At 67.7% G+C, this 15,411-nt stretch carries 14 protein-coding genes; 10 read left to right on the top strand and 4 right to left on the bottom strand.

Annotation, left to right across the window (positions count from 1 at the left end; translation table 11 throughout):
• Positions 1–23: 23 nt before the first annotated feature.
• Positions 24–248: a hypothetical protein gene (locus NZH93_RS39000; protein ID WP_259628336.1), complete on the bottom strand. Its 225-nt coding sequence runs from the start codon at positions 246–248 to the stop codon at positions 24–26.
• Between the two features lie 588 nt (positions 249–836).
• Here NZH93_RS39000 and NZH93_RS38995 point away from each other — a divergent pair.
• On the top strand, positions 837–1,586 hold the full coding sequence (locus NZH93_RS38995; protein ID WP_259628335.1) for an alpha/beta fold hydrolase: 750 nt from the start codon (positions 837–839) through the stop codon (positions 1,584–1,586).
• 191 nt (positions 1,587–1,777) lie between these two features.
• Here NZH93_RS38995 and NZH93_RS38990 read toward each other — a convergent pair whose 3' ends face one another.
• Positions 1,778–2,920, bottom strand: a complete 1,143-nt coding sequence (locus tag NZH93_RS38990) for a cytochrome P450 (RefSeq protein ID WP_259628334.1) — start codon at positions 2,918–2,920, stop codon at positions 1,778–1,780.
• Between the two features lie 293 nt (positions 2,921–3,213).
• Between NZH93_RS38990 and NZH93_RS38985 the strand changes: the two genes are divergently transcribed.
• Positions 3,214–4,224: a CE1 family esterase gene (locus NZH93_RS38985; RefSeq protein ID WP_259628333.1), complete on the top strand. Its 1,011-nt coding sequence runs from the start codon at positions 3,214–3,216 to the stop codon at positions 4,222–4,224.
• Positions 4,225–4,247: 23 nt separating this feature from the next.
• Here NZH93_RS38985 and NZH93_RS38980 read toward each other — a convergent pair whose 3' ends face one another.
• The gene (locus NZH93_RS38980) at positions 4,248–4,667 is read right to left on the bottom strand and encodes a MarR family winged helix-turn-helix transcriptional regulator (protein WP_259628332.1); all 420 of its coding nucleotides are present in this window, start codon (positions 4,665–4,667) and stop codon (positions 4,248–4,250) included.
• 96 nt (positions 4,668–4,763) lie between these two features.
• Between NZH93_RS38980 and NZH93_RS38975 the strand changes: the two genes are divergently transcribed.
• The 7 genes from NZH93_RS38975 (at position 4,764) to NZH93_RS38945 (ending at position 13,201) form a co-directional block, all read left to right on the top strand.
• Positions 4,764–5,642 (top strand): helix-turn-helix transcriptional regulator, encoded by an 879-nt coding sequence (locus NZH93_RS38975; protein ID WP_259628331.1) that lies wholly within the window; start codon positions 4,764–4,766, stop codon positions 5,640–5,642.
• A gap of 96 nt (positions 5,643–5,738) precedes the next feature.
• On the top strand, positions 5,739–6,731 hold the full coding sequence (locus NZH93_RS38970) for an SMP-30/gluconolactonase/LRE family protein (RefSeq protein ID WP_259628330.1): 993 nt from the start codon (positions 5,739–5,741) through the stop codon (positions 6,729–6,731).
• 214 nt (positions 6,732–6,945) lie between these two features.
• Positions 6,946–7,548 carry a DJ-1/PfpI family protein gene (locus tag NZH93_RS38965; protein ID WP_259628329.1) on the top strand — a complete coding sequence of 201 codons (603 nt, stop codon included), beginning with the start codon at positions 6,946–6,948 and terminating at the stop codon, positions 7,546–7,548.
• 168 nt (positions 7,549–7,716) lie between these two features.
• Complete coding sequence (locus NZH93_RS38960; protein WP_308214293.1) at positions 7,717–9,309, top strand: cytochrome P450; 1,593 nt, start codon at positions 7,717–7,719, stop codon at positions 9,307–9,309.
• Positions 9,306–10,271, top strand: coding sequence for a terpene synthase family protein (locus tag NZH93_RS38955; protein WP_259628327.1), 966 nt, complete (start codon positions 9,306–9,308; stop codon positions 10,269–10,271). Before NZH93_RS38960 ends, NZH93_RS38955 begins: the two co-directional genes overlap by 4 nt.
• Positions 10,264–11,619 (top strand): cytochrome P450, encoded by a 1,356-nt coding sequence (locus tag NZH93_RS38950; RefSeq protein WP_259628326.1) that lies wholly within the window; start codon positions 10,264–10,266, stop codon positions 11,617–11,619. The genes NZH93_RS38955 and NZH93_RS38950 overlap by 8 nt, the downstream gene beginning before the upstream one ends.
• An 85-nt stretch (positions 11,620–11,704) precedes the next feature.
• A complete protein-coding gene (locus NZH93_RS38945) occupies positions 11,705–13,201 on the top strand; it encodes a prenyltransferase/squalene oxidase repeat-containing protein (protein ID WP_259628325.1) in 1,497 nt (498 codons plus the stop codon).
• A gap of 103 nt (positions 13,202–13,304) precedes the next feature.
• On the opposite strand, the gene NZH93_RS38940 is transcribed toward NZH93_RS38945, so the two are convergent.
• On the bottom strand, positions 13,305–14,195 hold the full coding sequence (locus NZH93_RS38940) for an enoyl-CoA hydratase/isomerase family protein (protein WP_259628324.1): 891 nt from the start codon (positions 14,193–14,195) through the stop codon (positions 13,305–13,307).
• Between the two features lie 322 nt (positions 14,196–14,517).
• On the opposite strand from NZH93_RS38940, the gene NZH93_RS38935 reads away from it, so the two are divergent.
• Entirely contained in the window at positions 14,518–15,267 is a 750-nt protein-coding gene (locus NZH93_RS38935; RefSeq protein WP_259628323.1) for an SDR family NAD(P)-dependent oxidoreductase, read from the top strand.
• The last annotated feature ends 144 nt before the right edge of the window (positions 15,268–15,411 follow it).

Raw genomic sequence — 15,411 nt, 5'->3', positions numbered from 1 at the left:
TGCGGACGGTCGGTCTGGCTGGTTCAGCCGATGGGGCGGGCGAACCGGGTGACCGTGGCGACGATCGAGGCGCGGTGATCGGCGATTCGGTGGGGGTCGGAGCCGTCCGCGCGCAGCAGTCCGGTGGGCGTGAGGTACCACGCCTGGGCGATGGCGTAGATGAAGACCAGCAGGTCGACCGCTGTCAGCGGGGCGCTGTCGACGCCGGACACACCACCGAGGACGTCGAGCACTACGCAACGGCTCACGGTTCGGACGACAACCTGCGCGCGATGTGCGAGCTCTACCGCGCTCTTCCCCTTGACGACTTCGCCGCCGACCGGGCACTCGCGGAATAGCAAGCATTACCCGCGACCTACGCGGCGCACGAGCGTTGGCTACGGGACCGCAGGGGTAGACCGGGCCGGGATGGTCGTCAGTCCGATCTCGTGGACGCGCCACCGCGTCGTCGGGCGATCGTCGTCAGCCTGGGTCACCGCTGCGGTCTCCATCCCTGCGCGAGACTCGATGAACTACTACTTGACTATCTCAACGAGATTTTCAATGATTTGCGGCATGTGCACGACACGAGTGCGGCTGACCGGCGCCGGTGGGCCTGACGTTCTCCACGTCGAATCCGCACGACCTCGATGCCGCACTCCTCGACACCCTGGTCCTCAACTACCTCACGGCGTGGCAGATGTTCCACCGCGTCGCCCGGTCAGGACCTGGCGAGGCGGTCACCACGCTTCCCTTGGCCGAGACTCGAAAACCGTGAAGTGGCAGGCAAGTTGGTCCTGATCACGTGACCACTCAACCTGCTCACCCGTACCGCTAGAAGGAAAGAGGAGTTCGACATGACCGCAGTCTTCGTCCACGGAGTGCCCGAGACGCCGTCCGTCTGGGACGTCGTCCGCGAGCGACTCGACGTCGACAGCGTCGCGCTGCACCTGCCGGGATTCGGCATTCCCCGTCTCCCGCGGTTGACGGACAACGAGGCGTACGCGGCGTGGCTGGCTGATCAGCTCGCCGAGATGACGGGCCCGATCGACCTGGTCGCCCACGATTGGGGTGCCCACCTGGCCATTCGAGCCGTGTCGGCGTACGACGTGCCCGTTCGTTCCTGGGTGTGCGATGTGGCGGAGGCCTGGCACCCCGACTTCGTGTGGCACGAAGGGGCGCAGGTGATCCAGTCCGAGCACGGTCGCGAGTTCCTGACCACGCTGCGCACCTCACCGGAGATGCTGGCCGGATTCCTCGAACCCCGTGGCATCAACGCACACGTGATGGCCGACATCGCCCAGACCGTGGACGAAGTCATGACGGACACCATGTACCTCCTGTACCGCGACGCCACGCCGAACTTCTACGCCTACAAGGACTGGGGACACCGGATGGAACAGGTGTCAGGAGTGCCGGGGCTTGTCGTCGCACCGGAGGAAGATCCCTACGGCGACGTCGAACTGAGCAGGCAGACGGCCGAACGGCTCGGTGCCCAGTTCGTCCGGCTCCCCGGGAAATCCCACTACTGGATGCACCAGGATCCCGATGCCGCAGTCCAGTTGCTGAACACCTTCTGGCGTGGCATCGATCGCCACGGCGGCTGACGGTGCGATGGCGGTCATGTCGCGTCCCCCCGGCTGGCTGCCAAAGCCTCCGGGGGGAGTGTGCTGATGGTCGCGGGGGACTGGAACCCGTTTGCCTGTAGGAAGAACCGGGCACATCTCGTGTGCGGAGAGGACGTGGCCGTGGACGCTATCGCCGATAGTCCTGCGCAGGTACACCAGCCGGATTCGGTTCAGCCCCAAGCGATGGGGAGTGCGTTCACCCCGTTCACGGGCCCGTCGGTCCGGAACGCGAGGTCCGACTGCCGCGCTGCCAGACGCAGGTTCGGCAGCTTCGTGAGCATGGCAGGCAGCACGACCGCCAGTTCCATCCGCGCCAGTTGCTGTCCGAGGCACTGGTGGATGCCGTGCCCGAAAGCCAGGTGTGCCCCGACGGGCCGCGTGACGTCGAAGGAGTCGGCGTCGGTGAGGAAGTTCCCGTCGCGGTTCGCGGAGGGCAGCGACACCACGACCATGTCTCCGGCCGGGATCGGTTGTCCTGCGACGGTGATGTCCTCGGTGACCCGCCGGGGGCTGCCCGTGTGCACAATGGACAGGTAACGCAGGACCTCCTCCACCGCCGTGCGCAGCACGCTCGGGTCGTCGCGCACGAGCGCCAGTTGCTCGGGGTGCTGGATCAGCAGCAGGGTGCCCAGCCCGATCGTGTTGGCCGTCGTCTCGTGTCCGGCGATCAGCAGGATGTTCCCGATTCCCACCAGTTCGGCGTCACTCACCTCGGCGCCGTGTTCGCGGACGAGAGCGCCCAGGATGTCCTCGCCGGGGCTGTTGCGCTGTCGGGTGACGAGGTCGGACATGTAGTCGTTCATCTCACGGGTGTTGGCCATCGCCTCTTCGCGGGTTGCCCGCGGATCGAGCAGGAGGCCGCTGCGCCGCTGGAACTCTTCGCGGTCGTCGTACGGGACACCGAGGAGTTCGCAGATGACGAGGGAAGGCACCGGTAGTGCGAGTGCCTGCATCAAGTCGGCCGGAGGGCCGGTCGCGATCATGTCGTCGAGGAATCCGTGGACGATCTGCTCGACTCTCGGCCGCAAAGCGTTGACGCGCTTGACCGAGAACTCCCGCGTCAGCATCCGCCGGATGCGGTTGTGCTCCGGCGGGTCCAGCGAAAGCAGGAATCCTGGCTGGTCCACCACGAGACCACCGCGGTAGAAACGGTTGCTCACGTGTGGACTGCCGAGCACCTCCCGCACGTCGGCGTAACGGGTGACCAGCCACGCCGTTGACGACAGGCCGGGTCCCATCGACCACTGAACCCGCGGAATCGGCCCGTGTTCGCGCAGGCGGCCGAACTCCGCGGCCGGCTCGATCGGCCTCATCGGATCACGGAACGACGCAAGCGCCGCAACTTCGACGTCGGACATCGACAGCTCCTTAGGCTTTCCCCGGCGGTGGCGCTCTGGCCTGCCGTCCGGACAGGTCATGCAGGTGGCACGGCTCGACGCCCATGCCAACGCTAGCAATACTCATTGAGTTAATCAACTAGATGCCGTAGTGGCACATTGCCGCAGAGGTGTCGTCGCGATGACCTCTATGCTTGATTTATTCAAGCATATGATCAACGATGGCGGAAGAGATCAGGTGGCTGTGCCGACAAGGAGAAGGGATCGACATGCAACCCGAGATCAGCAGCCCTCGTCGTCGACGTGCGGTCCTGGCCGTGGCGGTGGTGCTGGCCACGCTCGCCACGACCGCGCTCGGTCTTTACGGCTATCTGATGTGGACACCCGCGCCCACGGGCGCGGCCTTGTCCGGGCAGGTGGTCGGATCGACCCTGACCGTGGGCGGCCGGGATCGCACCTACACCGCCTACGTTCCGCCGCGGCTGGCATCGGGGGCGCCGCTGCTGGTCGTCCTGCACGGCTCCTTCGAGAACGGCGCGGCTGTCCGCCGCAACACCGGGTACGGCTTCGACGATCTCGCGGACCGGTACGGGTTCGCCGTCGCCTATCCCGACGGGTACCAGGAGGGCTGGAACGACTGCCGTCGGGTAGCCGCGACCCCCGCACGGCGCGAGAACGTGGACGACGTCGGGTTCGTCCGCGCCCTGACCGCGGACATGCACAGGCGCTACGGCGTCGACGACACCAAGTTCTACGCCGCCGGGTACTCCAACGGCGGTCAGATGGTCTTCCGGCTGGCGGCGGAGATGCCCGACCGGCTCGCGGGCATCGCCGCGATCGCGGCCAACCTCCCCGTCACCGCCGACAACTCCTGCCCACCGATGACCGGGGCGGTGCCGGTGCTGATCATGGCGGGCACCGACGATCCGATCTCACCGTTCGCGGGAGGCGAGGTCACGATCTTCGGCTTCTCCTCACGCGGCCGGGTCATGTCCGCCGACGACACGACGAAGATGTTCGTGCGCCTCAACGGAACTACTGACGCACCTGTGACCCGCACGCTCGCCCACCGTGAACCGGCGACGGACACCACCGTTCGGGAAACCGTGTACAGCGAGTCCGACAAGGCTCCCGTCGTCCAGTACACGATCTCCGGCGGCGGGCATGTCATCCCGACCGCGCACCATCGCTACCCCAGGCTCTTGGGACGCACGAGCCACGACGTCGATGCTCCGGCGGCGATCTCGGACTTCTTCGCCTTCGCCCGGAAACAACCGTGAGGACAAAGCCCGATTCGCCATCCCTACGCGGTGTCGATCGCCTTCGCGAGCAGCCCGTGGAGCTGCCGCTGTTCCTCGAGCGTCAAGCCGGCAAGGGGCGAATTCCTCATCACGGCGCCGAGAAGTCGATGCCGCACGTCTTCGCCCGCCTCGGTCAGGACCAACGTCCTGACACGACCGTCGTGGGGGTGCGGGCGGCGTTCCGCCAGACCCCGCTGCTCGAGCTTGGTGCTGAGCAGGGTGACGTTCGAGGGGTCGCAGTGCAGCAGGCCCGCGATCTTGCGGAGCGAGAGCGGTTCGGCGTCCGGCCGCAGCAGCCAGAGGACGTTCGCGAGGGGACCGGTCAGGTCGAGCCGGTCCAACGCCTCCTGCATGCGGCCGGAGATCTGCCCGGCCAGCGACATGGTCTGGTTGAGCACCGACGCCGCCAGTTCCTGTGACATCGGTCCAGCTTAACTCGACTCCTTCCAGGAGAAGCTCATCGAAGGTGGCATCGACGAGTCCTGGTTGTGTCGCCGCACGAGGGTCATCCTGGAGGCGTGGAACGGAACGAACTCGCGGACTTCCTCCGACGCCGACGTGCGCTGCTCCAGCCGGAGAACGTCGGTGTTCCGGCCGGAGGACAGCGTCGGACGCCGGGGCTTCGACGGTTCGAGGTTGCCCAGCTCGCCGACATGTCACCGGACTACTACGCCCGGCTCGAACAGGGCCGCGGCCCGCGACCGTCGGTCACGATGCTCACCGCGTTGGCCCGCGCGCTGCGGCTGACGACCGACGAACGCGACCACCTCTTCCGCTTGGCCGGTCACCACACCCCGCCCCACATCGGTGGTGACGAGCACGTCAGCCGCGGCCTCCTCCGCTTGGTGGACGGGTTGCCGGGCCTGCCCGCCTTGATCGCCTCCGACCTCAACGTCGTGCTCGCCCAGAACTCCATGGCGGATGCGCTGCTGGGAGCACAGACCCAGTTCCGCGGCCTCGCGCGTAGCTGCACCTACCGATGGTTCACCGACCCCGAGATGCGCACGCGTTACCCCGCGGAAGACCACGAGCACGAGAGCCGCGCACAGGTGGAAGATCTGCGTGCGATCCTCGCCGTCCGCCCGGCCGACCCCACCGCCGGCAAGCTGACCGGGGCGTTGCGCGCCCAGAGCACGGAGTTCGCCGACCTCTGGGCCCGGCACAACGTCGCGGTCCGGCGAAGCGACCGCAAGCGCGTCCTGCACCCCGCGGTCGGGCTCATCGAGTTGGACTTCGACATCCTGGCCACAGACCGGCAGGACCAGCGCCTGATCGTGTACTCGCCCGCGCCGGGCAGCGCGGCAGTCTCGCAACTGGAGCTGCTGGCCGTGCTCGGCCAGGAACGTTTCACCCTGTCCGAGAGCGAAGCGCGGTCCGACCGGCATCTGCCGGGCTGATCGCACCACCGGCACTCACCCGACGGCTCCCGCGCGGGCTGCCGGGTGTTCCGTCCTGCCTGGAACATCCCATCCCGCACGACCGAGAGGAAGACCATGTCCTTCTACCGACCCGCCTGGACGCGGCGGCGCGCCGCCACCCTCGGGCTTGTCTCCCTGCTCGCCGCAGCCCCGACCGCGGTCCTGCCCGCCTCGGCGCACCCCGACCATGCTGCCGGCACTCGCCTCGGCGACGTGCGCGTCGTCGCCCACTTCGACCGGGCGGCGGGCCAAGTCGCCGAGAGCATCGCCCTGGAGCCCGGTGGCGGTGTGGTCATCGGCATGATCCCTGCCCGCCAGGTGGTGCGGGTCACGCCGGACGGGGCGGTCCACGCACTCGTCACCATGCCGCTGCCTCCAGACGGTGGCGGTACCACCCCGGTCATCGGGATTCCGGTGGTCACCGGTGTCGCCCGATCGGACAGCGGGCCGGTGTACTTCCTCTACAACTCCGGGCGCGGCGGGCTGACCGGGATCTGGCAGGTCCGCCCCTCCGGGGAGCCCAGGCTCGTCGTGCCGCTACCGGCCGATACTTTCCCGAACGCACTGGTCATCGACCACAAGCGAAGCCGTTTCCTGGTCACCGACTCCACCGGCGGACGCATCTGGCAGGCCCCGCTGCGCGGCGGCGAGGCCTCCGTGTGGTCGGCCGATCCGGCTTTGGCGCCCGACGGCTTCCTCGGCGCCAACGGCCTGAAGATCCACGACGGTGCCGTGTGGGCGAGCAACTCCGACCACGGCACCATCGTCCGCCTCTCGGTGGCCAAGGACGGTAGTGCCGGTGGCGCCGAGGTCCGGGCCACCGGACTGGAGGGCATCGACGACTTCGACTTCACCGGCCGGGGCACCGAGATCCTCGCTGCGATCAACCAGGCCGGCAAGCTCGTGCGAGTCGACGCGAACGGTGCCCAGGGGACCCTGCTGGACGCCGAGGACGGCATGCAGGGGACCACGGCCGTCGCCGTTCGAGGAGACCGGGTGTACGTGACCAACGGCGCCAACCTGGCCGGAAACGACCCGAGCCTCCTGCTCGCGCGGTTGCAGCGGTGACGTGCCTGTACGTCCGCGTCTCATTCGACCTGCTTCGCCAACGGTTCCGACCGATCGTGGTCGCGGGAACTTCGTTGACTCGCAGGACGACCACAAAGGCATGAATCGTCGAACCCTCCTCGGCGCCGCGGCCGCCGCCCCTCTCGCAGCCTTCCCTTCAGCCACTGCCACTGCGGCGGCCCCGAAAGTCCAGGCCTGGTCAGCGGATACCCCCTTGCGCGTTCAGGTGCTCGTCTTCGACGGAGCGGAGGAACTGGACTACACCGGGCCCTACGAGATCTTCGCCGTCGCGGGCCGGATGAGTTCCGGTGCCGTGACGGTGTCCCTGGTGACCGCCGACCAACCCGGCGAAGTCACCGCCTTGCACGGCACGAAGCTCACCGTGGACAGGGGCCTCAGGCACGCCGACGCCGATCTGCTCGTCGTGCCTGGCGGCGGCTACGGCCAGAGGAACGGTCCGGGAATCTGGGGCGAGATCGCCAAGGGCACGATCCCTGCCGCACTACGGGCCGCGCCTCGCCCCGGCCTGACCATCTCCGCGTTGTGCACTGGCACGATCCTGCTCGCCGAGGCCGGACTGCTCACCGGCAGGCCATGCACCACGCACCACCTCACCAGGGCGGATATCACCGAGCGCGGAGGCGTGCTCAAGGACGCTCGTGTGGTGGACGACGGCGACGTGGTCACCGCTTCTGCGGTGACCTCCGGCATCGATCTCGCACTGCACTTGGTGCGACGCGAGCTCGGTGCGGACCTCGCGGTCCGGGTCGAGAACCTGGTGGACTACGAACGCAGGGGCACCGTCTGGCAGCGCTGAGAAACCCCCGTCCCGCCGGTTTCACTTGGTCAAGCCGTCGGGTCGGTAATCAGCGACCGCGCGAAATATCCTCTTTCGCATGGACGAAGAAGTGTAGTTGTGTCGAGATGTTTCGAACAACTTGTTCCGCTGGGCTGATGTCACATCCACCGCGTTCCTCCATCTCGAATGGAGTTCGAAGAGTTCTTTCTTGCCATTGCCATCCGCGCACGATTCCGGAGCATTCGGCAGTGGCGAATTTATGACAAGCAGCGTGCGGTTCGCGCGCAGTGCAAGGCAGACTTCGAACGGAGGCACCCATCGCTGGCGAGACGGTCATCGCTACTGCTCAGCAGTACGAGATCCGTCACTCACGCATACCCAGGAGATCCGCCAACAATGAAGAGTCGACGTTCGGTCGCGACCGGGTCGGGAACGGCAGGCGCGCCAGGCCGGTGGCCTGTTGTCGGCCACGCACCGGCACTTATCTCCAGGCGTCTGGAGTTCTTGTCATCGTTGTCATCCGTCGGTGAGGTCGTCGAGATCCGGCTCGGGCCGATTCCCGCCTACGTCGTCACCGACCCGACCGTCGCCCACCAGTTGCTGGTGCCCGGTGATCGGGATTACGACCGCGGACGGCTCATGGAGAAGGCGAGCGTGTGGTTCGGGGATTCCCTGCTCACCTCCCACGGCGCGTCTCACCAGCAGCAGCGGAGATCCCTGCGGTCGGCGTTCACCAGCGAGCAGGTCGACTCCCACGTCCGGCACGTCCAGGACGCGGCGAGAACGCTCGTCGAGTCCTGGACGGCGGACGAGGTGCTCGCGGTGGACGAGCTCATGAAGGACCTGGCGCTGACCAACACCGCGCAAAGCCTGTTCTCCACCGACCTCACCGCGGAGAACCTGGAGAGCTTCCGGCTCCACCTGCCCACGCTCTTCAAGAGCGTGATCTTCCGGACGGTCCTGCCCAGCGGGATGGAGCGGATGCCGACGATGGGCAACCTCCGCTTCAAGAAGGCCATGCGGAGCCTCAACGGCGTGGTCGGCGACCTGATCGCCGACCGGCGTGCGGGAAGCGGGAACGGCGACGAGCACGGCGATCTCCTCGCCTCGCTGCTCGCGGCACAGGACGACCAGGGGCACGTGCTGCCCGATCAGCAGATCCGCGACCACGTCATGACGATGCTCGTGGCCGGGAGCGAGTCCACCGCCGCGGTGTTGAGCTGGGCCCTGTACGAGATCTTCCGCAACCCGCACATCGCTCACCGGGTGCGCGAGGAACTGGGCGCGATCCCGTCGGGTCATGCCCTCACCGCGGCCGACGTCTCCTCCCTGACCTACCTGAACAACGTGGTCAGCGAAACCCTGCGGCGCTACCCGGTCCCGTTCATCATGCGCCGAACGCTGAAGCCGGTGCGCCTGGGCGAGGTCGAACTCCCCGCCGGGGCTGAGATCGTCTACAGCCCCTACCTCCTGCACCACGACCGGCGCTGGTTCCCCGAACCACATCGGTTCGACCCCGACCGCTGGTCGTCCACGGGCCACGGCTCGATCACGAAGGGCTCCTACCTCCCGTTCGGCGCGGGCGCGCACGTGTGCATCGGCAAGAGGATGGCGCTCGCCGGCCTCACCACGGCCCTTGCCGTGATCTGTTCCCACTGGCGGCTCGAACCGGTTGCCGGACAACGGATTCGCGAGGTGGCGACCGGAACCGTGCACCCGAACCGCATGCCGATGATCCCCCGACGGCTGCCCGCCGACGACCGGGAGCGGGCGGTATGACCCGGACCGACGGTGTTCCGACGCTCTCCCTGCCGTTCGACGGCGGTCGCTTCGAACCGGACGGGGTCGTCCGGGACCGAGTTCGCGCGGTTCGCGAACGCCTGGAAGCCGCGTCGCTGGGACGATACGTCCAGGGCGACGACGTCATGGTCGACCTGATCTGCCGGACGTCACCCCAGGCCGACGCCGACACCATCGGGCCGGTCGCCGAATGGCTGCTGTGGGTGTTCCCCTTCGACGACCTCTGCGAGGAGGTCTTCGCGGCGGACAACACCATCGAACTCCTCGACGCCGACGCCACCGGCCTCGCGAGGCACCTGGTCGCGACCGCGCTGCCGCAGGCCGTGGCCGAGGGGATGACCGGGTTCTGCCGGGACGTCACGGCGCACCGGAGCCCCGGCTGGACCAGCCGGTTCCTCCGGGACCTGGACACCTACGTGCTGCACGCGATCCGGTACGCGGGGACGTCCGCCGACGACCTCCCAGCGTTGGACGAGTTCGTGGTGCTCCGCCGGGAGGAGGGCGCGGCCAAGCCGACCGTCGACCTCGTCGAGGTGGCGGCAGGAGTCGATCTTCCCGAGGAGTTCCGGAATTCACCCTCCTGGCAGCGACTTCACGACGCTTGCGCCGACGTGCTCACGTGGACCAACGACATCTACTCCCACCAGAAGGAGCGGCACGCCGGAAACCGGTTCAACCTCGTCGACGTGCTCGTCCGCCATACCCGCCTGTCCGAGGACGAAGCCCGCGCCCGCGCCGTCGACATGACCAACGAGAAGGCACGGGAGTTCACGGCCGGAGCTGCGGAACTCGTGCACGGCGAGGAGTTCCGCTCCCTCACCGAGCGAACGCGGTCGGACGTGGTCCGCTGCGTCCGGGGGATGGAGCACTGGATGCGCGGCCAGTACGAGTGGTTCGTGATCACCGGTCCGGCCCGCTACCGGGTCGGACCGCGTGGGTAGCCGCCGCGTGCCGGGTCCCGCGACCAACTCCGCGCTCCCCGGCGCGCTGCCAGTGCTCGGCCACCTCCCGTGGCTGCGGTGGCGTCCGCTCGAATTCCTGGAACGGCAGCGGACCTCCGGCGCGGTGACGACCTTCGTGCTGCGCCGCCATTCCGCGTACCTGGTCAACGAGCCCGACCTGGTGTGGAGACTCCTCACGGAGTTGTCCGGCCAGGTCGGTCGCGGGACGACGGGCGACAAGACCCGCGCACTGACGGGCAACGGGCTGGGCAGTTCGGACGGCGAGTTTCACCGGCAGCAACGCCGGTTGGTGCAACCGGTGTTCCACCACGAGCGGATCACCTCTTACGTCCCGCTCCTGCGGCAGGCGGCCGAAGCGCGGACCGCGCGCTGGCGAGAAGGTGAGACGGTCGACCTCGTCCAGCAGATGCTGGTCGTCGCCACTGCGGGGGTGCTCACGAGCCTCTTCGGCACGAGGTCGCCCGAGGCGATGGCGGACGACGTGTCCGCCGCGCTGCCCATCTGCCTCGACATCGCCTCCAGGAACGCGCTCGCGCCGGTGAAGTTGGTGACCAGGCTGCCGACTCCGAACCGCCGTCGCTACACCGCCGCGCTCGCGCGGTTGCACGCGGTCGCCGACGCGCTCGGCGAGCACCGTTCCGAGCAGTCCACCCAAACACACCCCGATCTGCTGGGCTTGCTTCGAACCGCCAGGGAACAAGGGCTGCCGGGCGTGGACGACCAGCAGGTCCACGACGAGATCATGACGATGCTGGTGGCCGGGGTCGAGACGACCGCGACCACGATGAGCTGGGCCCTCCACCTGTTGAGCCTGAACCCGGACAGCGACGACCGCGTGCGCGACGAGCTCGACCGCGTCCTGGGAGGACGGCCGGTCGGGGCTGACGACCTCCCGAAGCTGGAGCACCTCCAGCGAGTCGTCAGCGAAGCCCTGCGGCTGTTCCCTCCCGTGTGGCTGGTCCGGCGGCGGGCGACGGCGTCGTTCGACCTCGGTGGCCACGACGTGCCCGTCGGCGCGTCCGTGTACTACAGCCCCTACGCGTTGCACAGGGATCCTCGCTGGTACCGGGATCCCGAGCGCTTCGACCCCGACCGGTGGCTGCCGGAACGTGGGAACTCGTTGCCACGGGGCGCTTACTGCCCCTTCGGGGCCGGTGTCCACCGGTGCGTCGGTGAAGCCTTCGGGGTCGCCGAGGTCATGACGATCCTCGCCACCGTCATCCCGCACTGGCGCTTCTCGCCCGCTTCGGCGCGGCCGATCCGGCCGAAGGCGGTCGTCACCCTGCGGCCGGAGCGCATGCCGGTCGTCGTGCGCCGTCGGCGCTGAACCAGAACTCCTCACCTCCCCTCGAACCCCAGTGAGGTTTGCGATGCGTCCCATTGCCCAAGACCGCGGCAAACCATGGCAGTCATTGGACTTTCCCGACTCACTCCGGGACGCGACGGCCGGACTGTCCGAATACGTCGTCTCGCACATGGACGCCGACGGCGCGATGCGATTTCCCTGCCACGGGCGCCCGTTGGAAACCGCTCTGCTGCTGCGCCTCCTGCAGAACACCGGGCAGCCGTTCGCCCAGCAGGAGCGCTACTTGCGTTCATTGCCTCCGGAGTCCGACCCTCTCGACGTGGTCATCGCTCAAGCCGCCCTGCGTCGGAGTGGCAAGCTCGCCCCGGAACTCCGGGAGAGCGTCGTCGCGAAGAGCCCCGACTTCACCGGACCGCGCAAGCGCGCCCTGCTGGACGGGGTGTTCGCGATCCTCGGGCAACCCGCTGACGTCGGACCGGAGTCCTATCAGGACACCCTGCGGCGCAACGGATTGCACTCCTGGGCACAGGTGCAGGTCACCGCCTTGAAGGGTGTGCTGACCGGATCGTTGACCGACGAGGACGTCCACGTCCTCGTCGCCACTCAGCGACTCCCTGGGATCTGGGAGGGCAACCTCCTCATCCACCTCTTCACCCTGCACGCCCTGCAACGGTTGCCCGGCACCGAAGCGGTGGTCGCGGAAGGGATCCGCAAAGCCCTCCAGCACGTGCGACCCGACGGCAGCGTTCCGTTCGTCACCGACACCGACACGTGGTGCACGGCGACCGCCGGTGTGGCACTCGCCGCCGCCGATGCCCCGGAGCCGGTGCTGCGTCGCGTCGCCGCACGTCTGGTGGACTGCCAGCAGCCCGGTGGTGGGTGGTCGGTCACCGACGCCGCGTTGCAGACGGACGTGGACGACACCTCGGTCGCCCTTCAGTTCCTCCAGTCCCGCGTCGACCGTTCCAGCGGGCGAGCGGTCGAACGCGGGCTGTCCTCCCTGTCGGCCGTACGGCATCCGCGGGGCGGCTTCCCCACCTATGTCCGCGACTCCGCCGCGGAGGCCTGCATGACGGTCGCCGCGCTCGACGCCTTCACCTTCGACCCGGAGCGACACCGGGAAGTCCTCACCGAGGGGTTGTCCTTCCTCGCCGACGAACAACTCGCGGACGGAACCTTCCCGCCGGACTGGAGCAGCAGCAGGCTCCACACCGTCTTCCGGGCCGTCCTGCTGACCTCGCGGATCCCGGACCACTTCCCGGGCCCTGCCGCTGGAATCGCCGAACGCGCACTGAACTTCGTGCTCCGGAGCCAGAACGAGGACGGTGGGTGGGGACAGGAGGAGGACAGCGCCAGCGATCCGATCAGCACCTCCTACGCGGTGATGGCCCTGTGCGCGCAAGAAGATCCACGGCCCGTCGTGGCAGGGGTCCGATTCCTGCTGCGACACCAACGGGAGGACGGCGGCATCACGTCCGTCAGCGACTCCATCGGCCCGCGCCCCTTCATCTTCCACGTGCCGCTGCTGGCGGACATCTTCGCGCTCATGGCACTCGGCCACGTGAGCAGGCGGTTGGACGGCCACGGGCATCACGTGTCCTAGCGGAACGAGCGGAGTTCCCGCCGCGCGCGGAACCTGCGGGCGGGACGGCCGGTGATGCGCTCGGCGGTGTCGGTGACGCGGTTCTTCGATCTGTCCTTGTAGCTCAGGCGCCTTTCTCCATGATCCGGCCACTCTCACGCGAATCCCTCGTCGAATCGGCGGGCTCGTGCCGCACGCTCCGCATCACCGCTTCGAGGTCGCGCTCTCCTGCGGGGGTTTGCGCGCCCGCACCGAGGGCGTCGCCCATCAACTGAAACGCGGTGGGGTTCAAGAGCGCCATTCCCACCTCGTCCTCGACGACGAGTGCCGCGCTGTGGTCGGCCGGTGGGAGTGCGCGTTTCACGGCCGCGACGACTCCATCGGCAAGCCCGGCGATGTCACTAGCAAGCCGTGCCACGTACTGGTCCAACTCCTTTGCGGGGATAGCGCGGTTGACCCAGCCGTACTGGGCTGCCGTCGCCGCGTCCACGCTGTCGCCACTGAGAATCGCCTCCAGCGCCCGACTTCGGCCGATGCGCTCGCGCAGGTACTGCGTTCCCCCACCACCCGGGATGATGCCCATCAGAGCCTCGATCTGGCCGATGCGGGCGGTCTCGAGTGCGGCGAAGGACAGATCCGCCGCGGCGACGAACTCGGCGCCCCCGCCGCGGGCGATCCCGGCAAGCTTCACGATGGTGACCTGCGGTTGGTGCCGGATGAGTTCGCCCACCGCCTGGAACACGTTCAGGCCCGCCGGTGCGGAAGCAACGAGCGCCTCGAACGTCGTCTTCTCGTCGAGGATGCGCATGTCGACGTGAGCGAGGAAGAACTCGGGGTCGCCGCTCTCGAACACGATGACTTTGATCGCCGGGTCGGCACCTACCTTGGTGAGGAGCTCATGCAACTCGCGCATCATCGTGGCGCTCAGCACATTGACGGGCGGGTTGGTGAGAGTCGCAGTCAGTACGCCGGCATCGGTGCGTGTACTGATGGTCGTGTAGCCGTCGAGAGGCATGGGTGTTGCTCCGTTTGTTCTCGCGTGACATCTAGGTATGCGTGAATACTTACCTTTGTTCAGGCGCCTACCGTCGTCAAGAACGCACTTTCGGATCACCAGGTATGGTCGAGGACACCACCATGCAGAGCCGTTCTTCCGGGCTGATTGTCCGAGTCGGCCGATCTTGGACCCGCCGCTGTCGTACTGCGTAAATTCATCCGAAGCCGCCTCGCTGCATAGAGACCTTCTATGGTGGGCATAGCAATCAACTCTTTGCGTCTATGTCGGTGCCGTGCGTACCGTCCGAATCGCACGACTCACGCAAGGAAACGGAGAACCGATGCGTCTCGCCGACAAAGTCGCTCTGGTCACGGGCGGCGGAGCTGGTCTCGGCCTGGCAATTGCCGCAAGATTCGCGGCCGAAGGTGCCCACGTCTACATCACGGGTCGCCGAAAAGATGTTCTCGACGACGCTGCGGCTTCCATCGAAGGACAAGTCACGACCGTTGTCGCGGACTCCACGTCGTCGAGTGATCTCGACGACCTCGCCAACACCATCAGGAGCCGGAGCGGGCGGCTGGACGTGCTCGTCGCCAACGCGGGCATGATCGAGCGGGCCGATTTCGGCGAGGTGACCGAAGACCACTTCGACCGCACGTTCGACCTCAACGCCCGCGGCACGCTGTTCACCGTGCAAACGGTGCTGCCGCTCATGCCGGACACCGGCTCGATCGTCCTGCTGGGTTCCATCCAGGGGTTCAAGGGACTGCCAGGATCGAGCACCTACAGCGCGACGAAGGCAGCGGTGCGCTCCTACGCACGCGTGTGGGCGGCCGAGTTCGGCGGCAGGGGTCTGCGGGTCAACGTGCTCACCCCAGGGCCGTTCGACACGGCCATCATCGACGGGCAGGCCGAGTACTTCGGGCAGGACCCGGCGGCGCTGCGCGCCCAAATGGCCACGCACGTCCCCCTGGGTCGCCTCGGCCGCCCCGAAGAACTCGCCAACGCGGCGCTGTTCCTGGCGTCGGACGAAAGCAGTTTCATGACCGGCGCGGAACTCTGCGTCGATGGCGGAATGGCTCAGGTGTAGCTCCGCGAAGACTGTGAGGCGCTTTCGAACTTCGGCGGGATGGCCAGGGTGGTCTGACGACGACTCGCCCCTGGGCACGACCACCAGTTGACGGGCGATCTACCTGCAAGAGGGTCGCGGGGGGGGGGGGGGGGGGGGGGGGGG

The organism is Umezawaea endophytica (assembly GCF_025061645.1).
Lineage (GTDB): Bacteria > Actinomycetota > Actinomycetes > Mycobacteriales > Pseudonocardiaceae > Umezawaea > Umezawaea endophytica.
The sequence above is the reverse complement of the archived record's forward strand: the minus strand, read 5'-3'. Positions and strand labels throughout refer to the sequence as shown.